Origin of the sequence: Niveispirillum sp. BGYR6 (genome assembly GCF_027568365.1) — a bacterium.
GTDB lineage: Bacteria > Pseudomonadota > Alphaproteobacteria > Azospirillales > Azospirillaceae > Niveispirillum.
Window position 1 is genome coordinate 209584 of sequence record NZ_JANLNL010000001.1, and the last position, 17965, is coordinate 227548.

Genomic DNA, 17965 nt, shown 5'->3' on the forward strand with positions numbered 1-17965 from the left:
CATAAAATTTTTCGAACAGACACGAAGCCCCCACCCCCTCCTCAAGAAAAGCCCGGCCGGGGATCGCCCCCGACCGGGCTTTTTCTTATCCGGCCTTGGCCGTGAACAGGCGCACCCCGAAGGAGGGGCCGGCGGAGCTGCCGGTTTCGGGTTCGAAGCGCACGCGGATTTTCGGCTTGCCGCGCGTCAGTTCTTCGGGGATCGGATAGTCGCGGTCGAAGAATTCGCCCGGCTTTTCGGCCTTCAGCTCCTCCTTCACGATGGGGGTGCCGTCGATCAGGATGGAGAATTTGCGGCCGCGCTCCTCCCCCCAATAGGTGGATTGCAGGAATAACGGCCCCGGCCGCGTCTTCAAGCTGAATTCGAAATAGCCGCCGGAGCGGGCATCGCGCCCGTTGCGACCGCGATAAACCACGGGATAGGAGATTTTGGCGTCCAGATCATGATCACGTTCAGCCTGCATCTCCCCCAGATGCATCAGGTCGGCCGAACGGTCCTGCAAGTCCTGCAGGCGGGCCTGTTCGGCCTGGAAGCGCTGCTGTTCCACCTGCCATTCGGCATCGGTGAAGCGCTTGAAATAGACGGCCGTATTGCGTTCATGCTGGAAGGTGAAGGGGCGCAGGGTCAGGTCACCCGGCCGCACGATGCCATCGGTCCTGAACACGGCCGGTTCCCCCGTCGGGCGCAGGCGGGCCAGCAGGTCACTGCCCACCAGCACCGGGGCCAGGCCCTTCCATTTCTCGCTCGCCGGCCCCAGATCGCCCGCCAGCACCATCGGCCCGTAAAGCAGGGCCACCGTGTTGGGATCATCTACCGTGGCTTCGATGCGCAACTGACGCGGCAGGGTCAGGCGGATCACGTCGCCGGTCTGGCGCGGGCCGGCAATGCGGATATAGCCATCGCGCACCGTGGCATCGGCGGGCTGGCCATTCAGGCTGACCGTCGCCCCCTGGCACCAGCCGGGCACGCGCAGCGACAGCGCGCCCTTGCCCACTGCCTTGGTGACGGTCAATACCACCTCATCCCCGAACGGATATTGGGTTTCCAACCGCAGGCCCGGCGTCTCCCGCCCGGCCGCCAGCGTGCTGGGGATATAGAGATTGACGGTGACATCCCCGCTGCCATGCCAATAGATGGATTCGCCATGCTTGGCATGGCTTTCCATGCCGCTGCCGACACAGCACCAGAAATCATCGAAGGGGGTGGAGAATTCGCGGTGCGTGCCGGACATCAACGGCACCATATAGGCGAACATCCCCGTCTTCGGGTTCTGGTGCGCCATGATGTGGTTCAGGTGGGCGCGTTCGTAATAGTCGAAGTAACGTGCCTCCGGCATCCCGGCATAAAGATGCCGGGTCAGTTTCAGCATGTTGTAGCTGTTGCAGGATTCACAGGTCTGTTCAGTGATGTGCTTGGAAATGGAACGCGGGGCCTGGAAATATTCCCGGTCGGCATTGCCGCCGATGACATAAGAATAATCCCGCGTCACCGTCTCCCAGAAGAAGCTGGCGGCCTTGCCATGCCGCTCCGCCCCGGTGATTTCATGCAGCCGGGCCAGCCCGATCAGCTTGGGAATTTGCGTGTTGGCATGGATATTGGGCAGGCAGTCGATGCCCTGGCTCAGCGGTTCCAGCACCTTGCGGTGATAGATTTTCTCCGCCAAGGCCAGCCAGCGGCGGTTGCCGGTGCGCACATAGAGTTCAGCGAAACTCTCATTGATGCCGCCATGTTCGCAATCCAGCACCTTCTGGATTTGCGCGTCATCCAGCCCGGCAAAGACCCCCTCAATATAGGCGGCCAGCTTTTCGGCAATGGGAATGCCCTTATGCAGGCCGCAATAGCGGTCGGCATCCAGGATACCGGCGAACATCTTGTGCCAGGTATAAAGCGGCACCCAGCAGCCATTGAGATCAAAACCACGGGACTGAATCTCGCCCCGGCGCACCTCGTCAAACACCCGCTTGCCATGTTCGATCTTGTCACCCTTCTTGCGGGTGAAGCCGGCGACGAAACCATCGGCATCCTGGGCCTGACACAAGGCCAGCTCATCCAGGATATAGGAAAGGCGGCGCTGGCACTCCCCATCACCGGTCTGGGCATACATCAGCGCCAGGGCCGTCATGTAATGGCCCAACGTATGGCCGGCGATGGTGTCGCTTTCCCAACCGCCGTAAACTTGGCCCTTGGGCTCCAGCCCGGCCTGGGTGCGGAAATTATGCAGCAGCCGGTCCGGCTCCAGCTTATGCAGATAGGCGCGGTTCGCCTCCACCGCCGTCAGATAGGGCGAGGGCAGCAGGCGCACGGATTCCAGCGGCAGCGGCACCAGCTTGGGTTTCAACACGCCGGCAAAGGGGGCGGCCAGCGCGGGCTTGCTGCCCAGCAGCAGGGCGGCCGGTGCCGCCCCCAGCAGCAGGCGGCGCGAAAGATGATGATGGGACATGGGCTTAATTCCCCTCAGCTTGGGCCAGCACGCTGCGCCGGCGGCCATAGGCAAAGTAAATGGCAAGGCCGATCAGGTTCCAGATGGCGAAGCGGACCAGCGTGCCGGTGGGCAGGCTGATCATGAAATAAAGGCAGCCGATGACAGCCAGCGGGGCCACCAGCCAGACGGCCGGGCAGCGGAACAGGCGCGGCAGGTCCGGCCGGGTGCGGCGCAGCACCATCACGCAGACGGAAACCGCGATGAAGGCGGTCAGCGTGCCGGCGTTGGAGAGTTCGGCAATCTGGTCCAGGCGAAAGAAGCCGGCCACGATGGACACGAAGACCCCGACGATCAGGGTCAGTTTCAGCGGCCCGCGCCGCTGTGCATCCAGCCGGCTGAGGCTGCGGGGCAGCAGCCCGTCGCGGGCCATCACAAAAAACACGCGGGTCTGGCCGAACATCATCACCAGGATGACCGATGGCAGGGCGATGATGGCGGCGGCCCCAATGCCAAACGCTGCCCCCGGATGGCCCAGCCCGCGCAAAATGAAGGCCAGCGGTTCCCCGCTGGCGGCGAATTCAGCAAAGGGCCAGGCCCCCACCGCACAGGCGGCGACCAGCATATAGATGATGGTGCAGATGACCATGGACCCGATAATGCCGATGGTCAGGTCACGCGTCGGGTTCTTCACCTCTTCGGCCGAGGTGGAAACGGCATCGAAACCGAAAAAGGCGAAGAAGACGATGGCGGCCGCCGCCATCACGCCACGCACATGCCCATCCACCGTGTGGGACGTGAAGCCATAGGGCATGAAGGGCGTGAAATTCTCCGGCACCACCGCCGGGGCGGCCAGCCCGACAAACACGGCGAGTGCCACAAGCTTGATGGCCACCAGCACAATATTCAGCGTCGCACTCTCCCGTGCGCCACGGGCCAGCAGGGCCGTGACGGCCAGGGTGATCAGCACGGCCGGCAGGTTGACGATACCGCCGGCATGGGGGCCGGCAATCATCCAGGCCGGCAGGTGGATACCCGCCGCCTGCAACAGCCCGACCGCATAACCAGACCAGCCGACGGCGACGGCCGCACAGGTGACGGCATATTCCAGCACCAGGCTCCAGCCGACCAGCCAGCCCAGCACCTCCCCCAATACCGAATAGGTGTAGGTATAGGCGCTGCCGGCGGCAGGCACCAGGGTGGCCATCTCCGTATAGGTCAGGGCGGCGAAGACACAGAGGATACCGCAGGCGGCAAAGGCCAGCACCACCGCCGGCCCGGCCCGTTCCGCCCCGATCCCGGTCAGGGTATAGATGCCGGTGCCGATGATGGCACCAATGCCCAAAGCCACCAGATGCGGCCAACTCAAAGTGCGCTGCAGCTGCTGGTCATGATGCACGCTATGCTGTGCATCCAGCGGCTTGCGCCGTCCGAAGAAACCCATTCACCCGCTCCTGTTCTCTGGAATATGCCGTTGACCGGCTTGGTCTGTCCTGGTTGGACGGCGCTTTCTTATTTGGCCCCGCCGCTGGCGATCCAGCCGTCGATCCGGCTTTCCAGCATGGTCATGGGCATCGGCCCGTCATTCAGCACCAGGGCATGGAACTGGCGGATATCGAATTTCGGCCCCAACGCCTTTTCGGCCTTCAGACGCATCTGGGAGATTTTCAGCTGGCCGATCTTATAGCCCAGGGCCTGACCGGGCCAGGCGATGTAACGATCGGTCTCGCTCTGGATGTTCTTTTCTGCCAGCGCGCTGTTATCGCGCAGGCAGCTTGCCGCCTCTTCCCGGCCCATGCCTTTCCAATGGAGGCCGACATCCATCACCAGCCGGCAGGCGCGCCACATTTCCATCGACAACATGCCGAACTTTTCATAGGGCGTGCGGTACAGGCCCATTTCCGCCACCAACTGTTCGCTATAGAGCGCCCAGCCTTCGACATAGGCGGTCACGTCATCCTGGCGGCGGAACTGCGGTACATCTTTCTGTTCCTGCGCCAGGGCGATTTGCAGATGGTGGCCGGGCACCCCTTCATGCGCCACCAGGGCCGGCAGCTCATAAAGCGGCCGCATGGGAAGATGGGAGGTATTGATCATCAGGCCACCGGCAATGCCCTGTTCCGGGCTGCCGGGATGATAACGGCCGGAGGTGTAATTCTCCTCAATCTCCGCCGGCACCGGGCGCACGCCATAGGGCAGCCGGGGCAGCAGGCTGAAATATTGCGGCAGCTTGTCATCCACCAACTTGGCCAGCCGGCTGGATTTTTCCAGCAACTGTTCACGCGAGGTGGCGTAGAATTGCGGGTCGCTGCGCAGGAAGGCCAGGAACTCCTTGAAGTTCCCTTTGAAGCCAGTTTCCTTGATCACCGCGTCCATTTCCGCGCGGATGCGGGCGATTTCCGACCGGCCCAGCTCATAGACCTCATCGGGGGTCATGGTGGTGGTGGTTTCGCGCTTCACCCGGTAGACATAGTAATCACGCCCGTCGGGCAGGGCATAGGCACCCAGCGTGTCGCGGGATTTTGGCAAATATTCTTTGGTGAAGAACTCCACCAACCCCAGCTCAGCCGGCTTCACCTTGGTCTTGACGATCTCCACCCCGCGTTTCAACAGCGCTTCCCGTTGCGGGGCCGGGATGGTGGGCGGCAGGTCCATCAGCGGCAGCAGCAGGGCATTCTGATCCGCCGGCACATCGGCCAGCGTCTTGCTCATGTGAATGGCCGCCTGCACAACCAGGCGCGGCTGCACGAAGCCGGTCTTGATACCCCGGCGCATATTGGCGATTTCGGTCGCATAGTAAGCGGGCAGTCCGGCCATGCGCACCAGATAGGCTTCCGCCGCCTCCACATTGCGCAGGCGGGTGCCGCCGGCCATATAGTCGGGCACATTGAAGAAGCCGCTATCGGCATTGAAGGGGATGCGCTCTTCGTCAAAGCGCGCCCCTTCCAGGTCCAGATCCAGCCGGCGCAGCAGCAGCGCGTGGTTCAGCGCATCCGCCCCGGTCAGGGAAGCAGCCGGAATCGCGGCCAGCCGGTCGCGCAATTGCCCCATGCTGCGCCGGCGGGCGGCCACGGCATCCGGGCTGTCATCGGGCCAGCGCTTGGCCGCTTCCGGATCGCCGCGCTGGCCGGCGCTGATCGGGTCGGCGGCGGCCAGCAGCTTGTCATAATCGCTGAGCACGGAACCCAGATCATCGGCCGGGCCGGCGAAGCTGGTGGTGGCGCCGAACAGGGCGATTCCCGTCCCCAGCAACAGGGCACGCGGGGTCCGGAAACGGCTTTTGGCGGTTTGGCTGGATGGACGCATCATGGTCTTTCGTTCTGGCAAGGGAAACGATGACGGGACGAGGGCCCTTGGTGGTGAATGGCAGGCGGGGCATCCTTGCTTGCATGGTCCCTCCCGTCGCGCCATCCTTTCCAGATCTGCCCCCTGGCGGCATTCGCTTTTATATGTCAGCAATTATTTCGTATACTTTAGACGAATTTCCGATGATCGCAACAGCAAATCCCAGCTTATGCGACGCTGCTGGTATCGCATGGCTGGGGCAGCTTGAAATGGATTGCTCGCGCGCAACATCCCTTTGCAGTTAGCGATCATTTCCGGGACAATCGCCATGCTGCCGGTGGCTTAGCCGGTCTGGCAGCGGCCTGATGACACCGCCGGCCAACGCTTGGCGGCTGCCCAGGCGCCCTTCCTGTTGATGTGGACCAGAATGAGCATTGTTGTCCGAACGCTTTCCGATCAGACCTATGACGTGGTGCGCCGCCATATCCTGATGGGGACCATGGCGCCGGGGACCCCCGTGCGCCAGGACGTGATTGCCAATGAACTGGGCGTCAGCAAGATCCCCCTGCGGGAGGCGCTGGGCCGGCTGGAACAGGATGGTTTGCTGACCTCCTACCCCAACCGGGGCTATGTCGTCCGCCCGCTTTCCGGGGCGGAGGCAACGGAGGTGTTTGCGCTCCGCCTGAAGCTGGAGCCGGGGGCCACGGCAGATGGTGCCCGCAATGCCACCGCAGAAGACCGGAAGACCGCCCAGGAGGCACTGACCACCCTGGAACAGCAGCAGGATATGGACGGCACCGACCATGTCACCGGCAATCGCGTCTTCCATCTGGCATTGATCCGCCCGGCGGGGCCGGTGACCCATACGCTGCTGAAGCGGCTGCATATCTTGTCGGAACGCTATGTCCGCGTGCATCTGGCCCCGCAGGGGCGGGAGGAGCGGGCGCGCCGTGAACACCGGCAGATCCTGGAAGCCTGGCTGGCCGGTGACAGCGCCCTGGTGGAAAGCCTGACCGCCAACCATATCGGCGCCACCCTTTACGACCTGAAGCACCAGTTGGGCGACTGACTGCTTCGGCAGTTTTCCCAAAAAAATGCCCTGTCCGGGAAACCGGACAGGGCAAGGTGAGGACGCCCCGCTGGGGGACGGGGGCGCTCGGGCGGGAAGCGGTCAGAGCTTCAGCGTCAGGCCAACAAACAGGTTCATGCCCAGCGGGTCATAGACACCCGGATAGGTATTGCCATTGCCAAAGGAGCTGAGCAGCCCGGCAGCGATGGCCGGCGGGGCCTTGTCGAAGATATTGTTGACACCGGCGCGCAGGGTGGCGCCTTCATAGACTTCCACCGAGCCGGTGAGATCGAAGTAGTTATAGGCACCGATCTTGGCGTTGATATTGCTCTTCGTCCCGGCCAGGAACTCGTTATCCGTATTGCTGGACAGTTTGACCGAACCGAAATAGCGCCAGTTGATCGACAGGTTGGCATTCATCCACGGCATCTGCCAGGTGGTGCGCAACTGGTGGCGCCAGGTGGGGTTGGGCTGGCCGCAGGTGGGGCCGAACAGGCCCTTGCATTCATAGGAACCCAGGCCCGGCAACTGCTCTGTCTCCCGCTTCAGCAGGTAGGTGCCAACCAGACCAATATTGATGGCGCCCAGATCGCGCTGGATCACATCTTCCAGATCGAACCGGTAATCACCCTGCACATCCAGGCCCGACGTGCGCAGATAGCCGGTATTTTGGTTGGTGGAAACGATATAGCCATTATTGCCGAACAGCACACCGTTGCTGGGATCACGATGGAACAGGTTGCAGAAGAACGGGTTGCCGGTCTGGATGCACTGGTTGATGACCGTCTGGGCGTCAACCGAACCGATATATTTGTCGATATTGATGTGGAAATAATCCACCGTCAGCGACAGGCTTGGCACGAATTCCGGCGTCAGCACCACACCGCCAGTGAAGGTATCGGCCTCTTCCGGTTTCAGCAACGGGTTGCCGCCGCCCTGGGCCACACAGGTATCGGCCGGGCATTCCAGCGTATTGCCATATTGCGCCGTCGTCATGCCGCTGCGCTGACAGGCCGCCAGCGAGGCACCGGGATTATTGCCAGCACAGGGATCCTGCGCTGAAACATTCCCCAGGCTCTGCTGGGCATAGAGTTCACTGATATTGGCGGCACGCACCGCGCGGTTATAGGAACCGCGCAGCCGTACATCGCCCGTCGGCGCATATTGCAGCTCCGTCTTATAGGTTTTCACCCAATCATCATTGTTGGAATAGCGCGACATGCGGTAGCCGCCATTCAGCGACAGTTCCTTCACCAGCGGGCGATCCTGCACCAGCGGCACCTGCAATTCGCCGTAGAATTCCTCTACATTCAGCTTGCCATTGTTCGGCTTGATGCCGCCGGCCTGGGCCAGGGCATCGGCCTGGAAATCCAGCGTTTCATCACGATGTTCGGCACCCAGCGCAATGCTGAAACCCTGTTCGGCGAACGGGCTTCGCAGGCCGTAATCTCCCAACTGCCCGGTCACACCGGCACTGAACACGCGCTCCGTCTGCACCCCGTTCGTGTAGGTGGGGGCATAGAGATACTGGTACCCGGCTGCACTGATGCCATTATATTTGAACACGTCAATCGGCGCACAGGACGGGTCAGTGCCGTCGATCTTGGATTTACAGGTGGGCGTGCCATTGACATTCACCACCTGCAAGGCCTTCTGCGCCTTGGCATTATCGACATTGTTCTTATAGCTCTCCTCCAGGCGGATGCTGGAATAGAGGAAATTGGTATCATAGGTCCAATTGTCGCCCAGCTTGCCGCGTACCCCGCTGCTGACACGATAGGCCGTGTGGCGCAGATCGTCGCGGCGCGGCTGGCTGCCAGGGCCGGTCAGGCGGTAGCCGATGAACGTATCCTTATCCACCGCCTGCCCGGTGGCGGTGCCGCAGAGCTGTGCGGCTTGGCCGGCCGACATCAACGGATTGTCGCAATTGATCTTGAACACCGTACCCTGGAACAGGGCGGACGGGGCGGCTTGCGAGAAGGTATGATCCTCCATGAACATGAAGGAACCATAGAGTTCGGCTTCCGCCGCCAGCTCATAATGGCCGATGGCACCCGCCGTCACGCGGCTGTCGGAACGCTGGATATAGTTGGTGGGTGCGTAATTATAGGCAAAGGAACTGTCATAGGGCACCCAGGTCTTCTGGCCGTCCTTGGTGTTGTTCAGGGTGACATTCTTGCCGGTCTGCGCGCTTTGGAACGAGAACAGACCATAGGAATTATTGCTGGACCCGCCGCAGGCCAGCGCATTGGGGCCGGCCGGATCCAGGGCGCAGGATGAATAGTCGCGGCTGTCCTGAGTGACCGGGTTGTTCTCCCGATAACCGGCATAGAAGGTGACATTGCCCTTCTTGTCGCCGGAATTGAAGCCCATGGCGACATTGATGTCCTTCTTGGCGCCGTCCCAGGTGCTCTTGGGTGCCAGCTCATATCCCCGTTTGTTCAGCAGGGAACGGACATAGGAGTTATCGTTGCGCGTATGGTTGATGGAATATTGCATGTCGGCGTAAACGCCGTCCAAATTCTTGCGCAGGATGAAATTCACCACGCCGGAAATGGCGTCGGAGCCATAAACGGCAGAGGCACCGCCGGACACCACATCCACCCGCTCAATCATGGCGCTGGGGATGAAGTTCAGGTCGGCGGTTTCCGGCGGCAGCATCCGCTGGCCATCGATCAGCACCAGATTGCGCACGTAACCCAGATTGCGCAGGTTCACCCGCGCGGTACCGTCGGAGCCGTTGGAGACATTGTCATTGGCATCGGCGGTGAATTGCGGCAGGCGGTTCAGCACATTTTCAACCTGCACCGCACCCTGGAACTTGATTTCCGCCTCACCCACGGCAGTCAGCGGGCTGGCCGTCTGCAGGTTCGGCCCTTTCAGGCGCGTGCCGGTGACGATGATTTCGTCCAGCTCCTGGTCCTGCGCCAGGGCCATCGGTGCAGTAATGCCGGCCAGTGCGATGGCCGTGCCGGCCAGCAGGCCGACCTTGTGGAATACCCGTTTCATTGATTGATCTCCCCTTTATGACGCTCCCCGTTCCGCGTCTGAGGAAAATCTCGCCCAGTTGGTCCGACATGTCAAATATCTTATACGATATAAAGTAATTACACTGACTATTGAGCCAAGGCAGGGGCGGACCCCTTGATGGTAAAAGCACATAATATATTGTTATATAATGATATTTTTAGCTTTTACGTGATCGGTCGCAGGTAAGCGCGGCACCCGCCCGATGGATGCTGAAACGCAAAAGGCCCGGCGGGGGAACGCCGGGCCTTCGGTCTTGGCTAGGTTATTTCGGCCCGATGGGCCGTGTGGCGGCGGCTTTTTCGACCATGTCGATGACCTGTTTACGACGTTCACCGGCGAGCGGCAGGCGGGGCAGGCGGACGCGTTCGGAGCCACGGCCCATGATCTGTTCAGCCAGCTTGATGGACTGGACGAGATCATGCTCGGCATCCAGATGCAACAAAGGCATGAACCAGCGATAGATACGGCGGGCCTCTGCAATGTCGCCGCGTTGCAGGGCGGCGACCAGGGCCACCGATTCCTGCGGGAAGGCGCTGGTCAGGCCGGAGACCCAGCCATGGGCGCCCAGGATCATGCCTTCCAGCGCCACATCATCCAGCCCGGCCATCAGCACATAGCGATCACCGAAAATATTGATCAGGTCGGTGAAGCGGCGCGGATCGGGCGCACTTTCCTTGACCGCAACGATATTGGGGATATCGGCCAGCTTTTCCAGCACGCGGGCGGAGATGGAGACGCGGTAGGCGGGCGGGTTGTTATAGAGCATGATTGGCAGGCTGGTCGCCGCCGCCACCGCCTTGAAATGGGTGTAAAGTTCTTCTTCAGTCGGCACATAGACCATGGCGGGCAGCAGCATCAGCCCATCCACGCCCAGCGCTTCGGCATCGCGGGCAAAGGCGACGGCGCGGGCCGTGGTCAGTTCCGATACGCCGGTCACCACCGGCACCCGGCCGGCCACATTCTCCCGTGCGCGGGCCAGCACGGCGCGCTTCTCGTCCGGCTCCAGCGAGTTATTCTCGCCGCAAGTGCCCAGCAGGATCAAGCCATCCACACCATCGCGGATCAGCGCATCCTGGACACCGGCTGTCGCGTCATGGTCAATCGACAAATCTTCCGCAAACTGCGTGGTCGCCGCAGGGTAAACACCACGCCACGTAAGCTCCGCCATCGTAAATCCTCCGTTGAATTGATAATCGTATACTATATAAATTCTCGCTTTGCCAAGCGGAATGATCAGGGGGCGGTGAGGCGCAGCGTCAGCGGCGTCTGGCCCAGCGGCAGGCTATAGCCCTCCCGCTCCAGCGTCGCCCCCGGCACGGTCAGCCGTTTGGCCATTGGTGTCATCGCCTCCAGATACAGCCGTGCGACCGGCGTATGGGCTGTGGCCGGGTCCAGGGTCAAGGTGATCTGACCGCTGGCAGGATTATAGGTAGCGCGGGCGATCTTGCCCGCTTCCAGTGTGATCCATTGGCCGGCGGGTGCGATATAGAGCCGGCTGCGGGCGCTGTCCTTGGGCGTGATGATGATCTCCTCCCCCGATTGGCTGACATCGCCACCAAAGCCCAACCAGCCAAAGGTAGGGTGATTGACCAGATAGGAGGCCGTGGCATAGGCATGGCCAAAGAAGCCCATGCCGTAATCCCCGCTATAGGGATCCCATTTCATCATGTCCGGCCAAGCATGGAAGGCGGCCGACGAGAAGCCGTCTTGATCGATATTGGTGATGCCGCCCAGCAACCCGCCATAGGCAACCCGCAGCAGATGGAAATCAGCCGGGTCACGGCGATAGGCATCGAACAGGGGCACGGCATTCAGGGTGGAGCCATAATGGTGAATCTGCCGCTCCACCCGCGCATATTTGCCACCATAGAGGAAATCCCAGTAGCGGCGGGCATTGCCGTTATAGCCCCAGCTTGGAAGGGTAGGATCATAGCCCAGGATCACTTCGCGGGTGATATCCGCCTGTTTGGCATGGCCGAAATAGCGCATCCAAGCATAGACCTCTGGTTGCCCCGTGGAATCCCACGGCATTTCAGAACCGAACGGATATTTCAGCGATTTCCAGTGATCGGCGCGGCCCTTCATCAGCCGTTCCATTGTGGCGGCTTCGTCGGCCATGCCTTCGCGCCGCAGATCGCGCAGGATATCGACGAAGGCATCGCCTTCCATCTGGCCAAACTCGGCATAATGCGGCGCGTCGCGCATCATGGCGACGATGGTGCGCCAGGCCCAGCGCAGATAGAAGGCGGCATCATGCTGCTTCACCAGGCCTGGATGATTGCGCGCGGTGCGGTACAGCACCCAATGGCCCAGCGCCACATGCGGGTAATTATAGGAACGGCCCAGATCGCCGGCCCCCTTCTTGTCCCAGGAGGTCCAGCTTCGCCATTGCTCCGGGTTCTTGTACAGGTCGGGGAAGCGGGCGGGATCGTAATAGAACAGGCTTTTCTTGACGGCACCCGCCTGTGGCCCGTCGGCGACCTGCAGGTCGCCCAGCACTGTCTCATTGACCAACTGTTCAATCCTGGCCACCTCGGCCGGATCGGGATTATCCAACTGTTTCAGGGTGGCGGCCACCCAACTGCCGCCACCGCCCTCGTCGCTCATCCCGGCGATCCAGACGCGCGGTTCGATATCGACGATCTTCCCGGCTTCCTTGTCATAGGTGAGGATGGCGGGGGCGCGGCCAAACGGGTCGCCCTTGCCTTCATACCATTGCTGGCTGGTGGAAAAACGGCCCAGATCGGCCATCACCTGGGCCAGCGGCTTGGTCAGGAAATAGCTGACGGTCTGTTTCTGCCCGTCTTCATAGGTGAGCGTCAGGCGGACCTGACCCCAGCCCTTAGCCTGCAGGGACAGGCGGGTCCAGCCATTCACCTCCCCGTCGCGGCTGGCCAGCAGGGCGCCTTCCGGTTCGCTCTCCATCGCTTTGATCGGGCTGGGTGCCTTCACGAACAGGGTGCCGCGCTGGTCGGTGGGCAGCACATAGCCGGGAATGCCCACCACCACCGGCCGCCCCTGTGCCGCCAGCACCTCCTCAATGGCGCGAATGGAAGGGGCTTCGACCAGCCGGACCCCGACTTCCATCACCTCCCCCGGTGCCAGGGTGCGGCTGGTGGGGCGGTTCCATTGTTCGCCGGCCTGACGCCATTCCCGTTCCGCCATGCCGGCGGAATGCACCATCCAGTCGTAGAACCCTTCCGACGTCTGGCCGCGCGGGCTTTTATCGGTAAAGAGGGAGCCGGCAGCCTCTTTCGGGTTTTTCAAGGGGCTATAGGCTTCCAGCGGCGTGCCAGGGCGCGGCAGCACCAGCAAGGCCGGGCCATGGCCATTCAGCCTGGTGACCTGGAGATAGCCGGCATCCCGCCCGATATAGGGATCAACGAAACTGGCCTGGGCGTGCGCCTCCTCCAGGGAGCGGCCGGTGAGGATATTGTCGAACACCATCGGCATTCCCAGCGCGCCGATCTCCACCGGCTGCGTGGATATGTTGGTCAGGCGGAAGACCAGGGCGGGGGTGCCGCCTTCATTCAGCCAGCGCCGCTCCACCGCCAGCGGAATGCCGTTGCCCATGCTGGCGCTGATATCGGCCGCCGCGATCACATCGCCCCCGGCGGCCAGCGCCCGGATGGGTTTGCGCGTTTGGGCAGAGGCGAAATCCCGCCATTCCCCCCCGGCCTGCCGCAGCCGCAGGTTCAAATCGCCCAGATGGTTATAGCCATTCCCCGCCCGTTCCGGCAGGCGGGCGGTGGGCACGAAGCTGAACCCCGGTTCCGACAATGGTGACAGGCGGGCCAGCGTCTGCGTATCCCGCCGCAGGGCAAGCTGGAAATGGCCGATGACATGATCGCTGGTGGCCACCGGCCGATAGACCGGCTTTTCCTGTTGCTGTGGCTTGGCCTGTGCAGGGGAGGGGGCGGGAAGGGCGGCGATGAACGTACCGGCCAGCAGGGCGGCGGCAAACAGGCGTGCGGGCTTCATACTGCCTCTCATTGTGGGGGGAAGGGCGGGCTGGGGCCGCCTCCCGCGCGTCGGTCTTTTGGTCCTGGAAAAAAGCTACCGTTGATGGGGGCGTGACGCAATAAATATTATACGATATAAAATCTTCAGGCTGACAGGGCGTGATCGCCCGATAATCGGGGGTGTGGGACGATGAAGTGGCTGGTTTCCTGCCTGGTGCTGCTGGCGCTGACGGAATTTTCCACCCCCGCGCCTGCGGCCACGCAGGCCGTAAAGGCGGCCGGCAACCCGATCCTGTCCGATGGCCGCTATTATTCGACGGATCCGGCACCGCTGGTGGTGGGGGACACGCTTTATATCCTGGCCGGTCGGGATGAGGCGCCGGCCGATATCAATGATTTCATCATGAATGAATGGCAGTTGCTCAGCACCAGTGACCCGGCCTCAGGCCTCTGGACCCATTACCCCGCCATTGCCCGGCCAGAGACGGTTTTCGCCTGGGCGGAACCGGGCCGCGCCTATGCCGGGCAGATTGTGCAGGGGCGGGATGGCCGCTTCTATCTCTACGCGCCGGTTTTGCAGCGCGATGGTGGAGCGGATGATCGGTTCGCCATCGGGGTGGCCGTGGCGGACAGCCCGCTGGGCCCATGGCGGGACGCCCATCCTGCCGGCCCCATCATCTCCCAGCAGGTGCCGGTGCCCAACCGCATCCAGAATATCGATCCGACGGTGCTGGTGGATGATGATGGTCGCGTCTTCATTTATTGGGGCACCTTCGGGCGGCTGCGTGCCATGGAACTGGCGGCCGACATGGTGACGCCAAAGGGGCCACAACAGGTGATCGACACGCTGACCGGCTTTTTCGAGGCGCCCTGGATCATGAAGCGCAAGGGTACCTATTATCTGCTTTATGCCGGCAACAATGCCGGACCGGACAGCCCCTGCACCCCCACCTTGTACCATGCCTGTCAGGCCTATGGCACGGCGCCGTCACCGCTGGGGCCCTGGACCTATCGCGGGGTCGTGCTCCGCCCGGTTTCCTCCACCACCTCCCATGCCGGGGCGGTGATGTTCAAGGGACAATGGTATCTGGCCTATCACACGGCAGATGCCAGGGGCGGCGGGCATTTCCGCCGCTCCGTGGCGCTGGACCGGCTGCAATGGGATGATACGCGCAAGCCCGCCGCCATCCTGCCGGTACAGCCCACGCGGGCACGCCAAGTCCCACCGCTGCCCAGCCGCAATATTGCCGGGGCGGCCACCGCGGTGGCCGCCAATGATCCGATCCCCGTGCGCTATTGGATCAAGGCGTTGAATGACGGGATTGTCCGGCCCGCCCCCCTGCCGCCGGACATGTGGGGCAGCGGGGTTGGCGACAAGCCTGCCCAAACCTGGATAGAATATCGCTGGTTCGCGCCGGTGCGCCTGAATGCCAGCCGAATCTGGTTTGTGGCCGACCAGCAGTCGGGGGCTGCCACAGGCATGGCGCCGCCCGCTGCTTGGCATCTGGAGGTGTGGGGGCAGGGGGGCTGGCAGCGGCTGGAACCGCTGGGTGCCCCCTATGGTACGGCATCGGGGCGGTTTCAGGAGGTTCGGTTCAATCCTGTCACGACCCGCTGCCTGCGGGCCGTTTTCACCGCTGCTGGCAAACCGGATGCCCCCGCCGCCATCGGTGTGCAGGAATGGGAGGCGCTGGCGCCGACCAAAACGGCGCCCGCCCTACCCCCCGTGCCGGCGGCACCGGCCTGCAGCCCCTGATGCCGGGGCTCATCACGGCCGCAATGCCACCTTCACCCAGCCGGCACCCAGCCGGCACCCAGCCGGGCCGGCGCAGGTCGAACTGGCGATAGGCTTCCAGCACATCGGTGAACGCTTTCATCGCTTTTCACCCGTCAGCAGATATTGCTGCACGATGGCTTCCAGATTATCGCGCAGCCAGCCGGCCATCGCCTCTTCCTCCCGCCGGATCGCATCCATGGTGGCGGCGATGCCGGGTTCCCCGGCGGCGGTGGCGGCGGCAACCAGCACCGTATAGTTCGCCACCTCGAACTGTTCGAAGGCATGGCTGAAGACGCCGCCCTTCACCACCTCATCCTCGGCGATGGCACCGGACATGGCCTGGGCAAAGCCGGTCAGTGCTGCCAGCCCGGTTTTCAGGGCGGATGTATCGGCCCCCAGCTGGTGCAGGCACTGCTTTACCTGCTCCGCCTGACTTTTCGTCTCAGCAATATGCTGTTCCAGCCTTGTGGCCAGGGCCGGATATTGGCGCAGGCGGCCATGCATGTTCTGCATCATCTTTTCCGCCTGGATTTCCATGGCATAGGCATCGCGCAGCCAGTCGATCAGATGGTCGCGGGCGGTGTTCATTCTCACCTCCATGGGTGTGGTTTTCTAATGGGAAACAGCGGTGGGCTGTGTGGAGCCACAGCGCCGCAATGAACAGGCGTTCCGGCACCACCGGGGGGGGGGGGGCCGGCGGTGCCCGTGGCGGTTGGCCTTGGCGCCGGGTCACGCTGCCTTGGCGTTGACCTGTCCGGTGGCCAGCTTGCTCAACAGCGCGTCGGTGCGCTTTTCTTCTTCCAGCGTCTGGCTCAGCAGGTCGGCGGCCTCCTCCAGGCCCAATTGCTGGGCCCAGGTGCGCAGGGTGCCGTAACGGCTGATCTCGTAATGCTCCACCGCCTGGGCGGCGGCCAGGATGCCGGCATCCAGCGCCGCGCTGCCGCTGAAATCCTCCATCACCTCCTTGCATTCCTCAATGATGCCGACGATGGCATCACAGGTCTTGCCGCGCGGGGCCTTGCCGATCAGATCGAACACCTTGTCCAGCCGTTCGATCTGGCCTTCGGTTTCGCTGCGGTGCTGTTCGAAGGCCTGGCGTAGTTCTTCGGACTGCGCATTCTTTGCCATGCGGGGCAGGGCGCGCAGGATCTGCTTTTCGGCGTAATAAATGTCCTTCAACGTCTCATGGAACAGATCGGTCAGTTCCTTGGGCTGCTTGGCCATGAAAAGCTCCTGGATTTTGGGGGGTGATGACGCCCTGTCGGTGCCGGGCGTCTATGGTGCTAAACCCCGGCTGGGATGTGCCGTTCCGTTTCCAAACGGGGCAACACGCCTGCCCGATCGCCCCATTTTTGCGGTTCTGCCGCCCGTTCAGCTGGGTGGGCGGGGGCGGCTGGAACAGGTTCATGAACCCTGGGCAGTCGAACCATCGCTGTAAGCTGTTGAATAATCGGGTTTTTCTTAATGAAAACAATTATCTGCAGGAAATCTATCAACTCTTGCTGTTTATCAAGGGTTTGCGGGGAAACTCGCCGGCAGTACCCCAAACGAAACATCTTTATCCGATATAGTTTGTGTCTTTAAGGAAGCCATCGCGGCGGCGACTTTGTATTCAATGAGGAAAAAAAGAATCTACCCACCCCTTTTTGATGGGGCATTTCAAAGATCCCGTGGCCCTTACCTGATAGGGCAGACAAATGGCCTGTGCAGAATTATCCTCTAAAACAGACTGCAGCCTTATCACCTTGGTGTGGGAAGCAGCGTATGATTATAGAAAATTGCTTCAGCAATAATCTTGAAAAGGGAATGCGGGGCAGATTTTAGAACATTTTATGAGAATTTGTAATTTGTTTTGCTCGTAAAATCACCGCACATTATCAACAGATAGGTGATTTTATCTGCAGTAAATGCAGAGTTTGATCGCATATCTTTCCCGAAAATCTGACGAAAGAGAAAACAATGACTGAGGTATCTCCCAATCTTATCGTCACCTCGTTGCCTGTGCATAATTTCATTGCCGCTGATCCGTACCGGCAGTATCTGAGCTTTGATCTGCTGGGAAAGAAGGCACCAGAGGGATTCAAGAACCCCAAGATTGCGTTCTACGCCAATCTGGACAGTCACGGCGGCACCTTCGCACCGGTTTACCAGTTCAGCATTACTTTTCCGAGCGCAGCCAACCCGGTTCGTTTCTCCTACGCTCTCTCCCCGACTCCGTCCTCGGGCTGGACCAATGATGGGGTTGCCTTTTATGCCTGGGCTGATCCGCGGCCTGGTTCCATCCCAGTCTATCGTTTCAAACAGATTCTGGCGGGTGGTCTCTGGAACGTCGTGGTGCAGACATCTTCGACCGCGCCGGATGGATTTCAACCGGATGGCATCGCCTTCTTTGCCATCGCAGAAGGTTGATCTGCTCTGACCCT

Annotated in this window: 11 protein-coding genes; 3 read left to right on the plus strand and 8 right to left on the minus strand. The window is 61.7% G+C overall.

What is annotated here, in order from left to right; translation table 11 throughout:
- Positions 1 to 85 precede the first annotated feature (85 nt).
- The 3 genes from PCJ49_RS00870 to PCJ49_RS00880 all read right to left on the minus strand — a co-directional run bounded on the left by PCJ49_RS00870 (position 86) and on the right by PCJ49_RS00880 (position 5728).
- The gene (locus tag PCJ49_RS00870; protein WP_269909277.1) at positions 86 to 2440 is read right to left on the minus strand and encodes a glycoside hydrolase family 127 protein; all 2355 of its coding nucleotides are present in this window, start codon (positions 2438 to 2440) and stop codon (positions 86 to 88) included.
- Positions 2441 to 2444: 4 nt separating this feature from the next.
- A complete protein-coding gene (locus PCJ49_RS00875) occupies positions 2445 to 3863 on the minus strand; it encodes an amino acid permease (protein ID WP_269909278.1) in 1419 nt (472 codons plus the stop codon).
- A 68-nt stretch (positions 3864 to 3931) separates the two neighbouring features.
- A complete protein-coding gene (locus PCJ49_RS00880; RefSeq protein WP_269909279.1) occupies positions 3932 to 5728 on the minus strand; it encodes a DUF885 family protein in 1797 nt (598 codons plus the stop codon).
- 403 nt (positions 5729 to 6131) lie between these two features.
- Between PCJ49_RS00880 and PCJ49_RS00885 the strand changes: the two genes are divergently transcribed.
- Entirely contained in the window at positions 6132 to 6773 is a 642-nt protein-coding gene (locus PCJ49_RS00885) for a GntR family transcriptional regulator (protein WP_269909280.1), read from the plus strand.
- Between the two features lie 102 nt (positions 6774 to 6875).
- Here PCJ49_RS00885 and PCJ49_RS00890 read toward each other — a convergent pair whose 3' ends face one another.
- The 3 genes from PCJ49_RS00890 to PCJ49_RS00900 all read right to left on the minus strand — a co-directional run bounded on the left by PCJ49_RS00890 (position 6876) and on the right by PCJ49_RS00900 (position 13784).
- Positions 6876 to 9782, minus strand: coding sequence for a TonB-dependent receptor (locus PCJ49_RS00890; protein WP_269909281.1), 2907 nt, complete (start codon positions 9780 to 9782; stop codon positions 6876 to 6878).
- Positions 9783 to 10065: 283 nt separating this feature from the next.
- Positions 10066 to 10971, minus strand: coding sequence for a dihydrodipicolinate synthase family protein (locus tag PCJ49_RS00895; protein ID WP_269909282.1), 906 nt, complete (start codon positions 10969 to 10971; stop codon positions 10066 to 10068).
- Positions 10972 to 11036: 65 nt separating this feature from the next.
- Entirely contained in the window at positions 11037 to 13784 is a 2748-nt protein-coding gene (locus PCJ49_RS00900; RefSeq protein WP_269909283.1) for a DUF5695 domain-containing protein, read from the minus strand.
- Between the two features lie 171 nt (positions 13785 to 13955).
- Here PCJ49_RS00900 and PCJ49_RS00905 point away from each other — a divergent pair, with 171 nt between their 5' ends.
- A complete protein-coding gene (locus PCJ49_RS00905) occupies positions 13956 to 15521 on the plus strand; it encodes a family 43 glycosylhydrolase (RefSeq protein WP_269909284.1) in 1566 nt (521 codons plus the stop codon).
- Positions 15522 to 15638: 117 nt separating this feature from the next.
- Here PCJ49_RS00905 and PCJ49_RS00910 read toward each other — a convergent pair whose 3' ends face one another.
- Positions 15639 to 16130 carry a ferritin-like domain-containing protein gene (locus tag PCJ49_RS00910; protein ID WP_269909285.1) on the minus strand — a complete coding sequence of 164 codons (492 nt, stop codon included), beginning with the start codon at positions 16128 to 16130 and terminating at the stop codon, positions 15639 to 15641.
- A gap of 141 nt (positions 16131 to 16271) precedes the next feature.
- Positions 16272 to 16766 (minus strand): ferritin-like domain-containing protein, encoded by a 495-nt coding sequence (locus PCJ49_RS00915; protein WP_269909286.1) that lies wholly within the window; start codon positions 16764 to 16766, stop codon positions 16272 to 16274.
- Positions 16767 to 17501: 735 nt separating this feature from the next.
- Between PCJ49_RS00915 and PCJ49_RS00920 the strand changes: the two genes are divergently transcribed.
- Positions 17502 to 17951, plus strand: a complete 450-nt coding sequence (locus PCJ49_RS00920) for a hypothetical protein (protein ID WP_269909287.1) — start codon at positions 17502 to 17504, stop codon at positions 17949 to 17951.
- Positions 17952 to 17965 lie beyond the last annotated feature (14 nt).

Bases quoted from the DNA above. Each gene is read 5' to 3' on its own strand.
- PCJ49_RS00870 (WP_269909277.1), bottom strand. From the start codon at position 2,440: ATGTCCCATCATCATCTTTCGCGCCGCCTGCTGCTGGGGGCGGCACCG.
- PCJ49_RS00875 (WP_269909278.1), bottom strand. From the start codon at position 3,863: ATGGGTTTCTTCGGACGGCGCAAGCCGCTGGATGCACAGCATAGCGTG.
- PCJ49_RS00880 (WP_269909279.1), bottom strand. From the start codon at position 5,728: ATGATGCGTCCATCCAGCCAAACCGCCAAAAGCCGTTTCCGGACCCCG.
- PCJ49_RS00885 (WP_269909280.1), top strand. From the start codon at position 6,132: ATGAGCATTGTTGTCCGAACGCTTTCCGATCAGACCTATGACGTGGTG.
- PCJ49_RS00890 (WP_269909281.1), bottom strand. From the start codon at position 9,782: ATGAAACGGGTATTCCACAAGGTCGGCCTGCTGGCCGGCACGGCCATC.
- PCJ49_RS00895 (WP_269909282.1), bottom strand. From the start codon at position 10,971: ATGGCGGAGCTTACGTGGCGTGGTGTTTACCCTGCGGCGACCACGCAG.
- PCJ49_RS00900 (WP_269909283.1), bottom strand. From the start codon at position 13,784: ATGAAGCCCGCACGCCTGTTTGCCGCCGCCCTGCTGGCCGGTACGTTC.
- PCJ49_RS00905 (WP_269909284.1), top strand. From the start codon at position 13,956: ATGAAGTGGCTGGTTTCCTGCCTGGTGCTGCTGGCGCTGACGGAATTT.
- PCJ49_RS00910 (WP_269909285.1), bottom strand. From the start codon at position 16,130: ATGAACACCGCCCGCGACCATCTGATCGACTGGCTGCGCGATGCCTAT.
- PCJ49_RS00915 (WP_269909286.1), bottom strand. From the start codon at position 16,766: ATGGCCAAGCAGCCCAAGGAACTGACCGATCTGTTCCATGAGACGTTG.
- PCJ49_RS00920 (WP_269909287.1), top strand. From the start codon at position 17,502: ATGACTGAGGTATCTCCCAATCTTATCGTCACCTCGTTGCCTGTGCAT.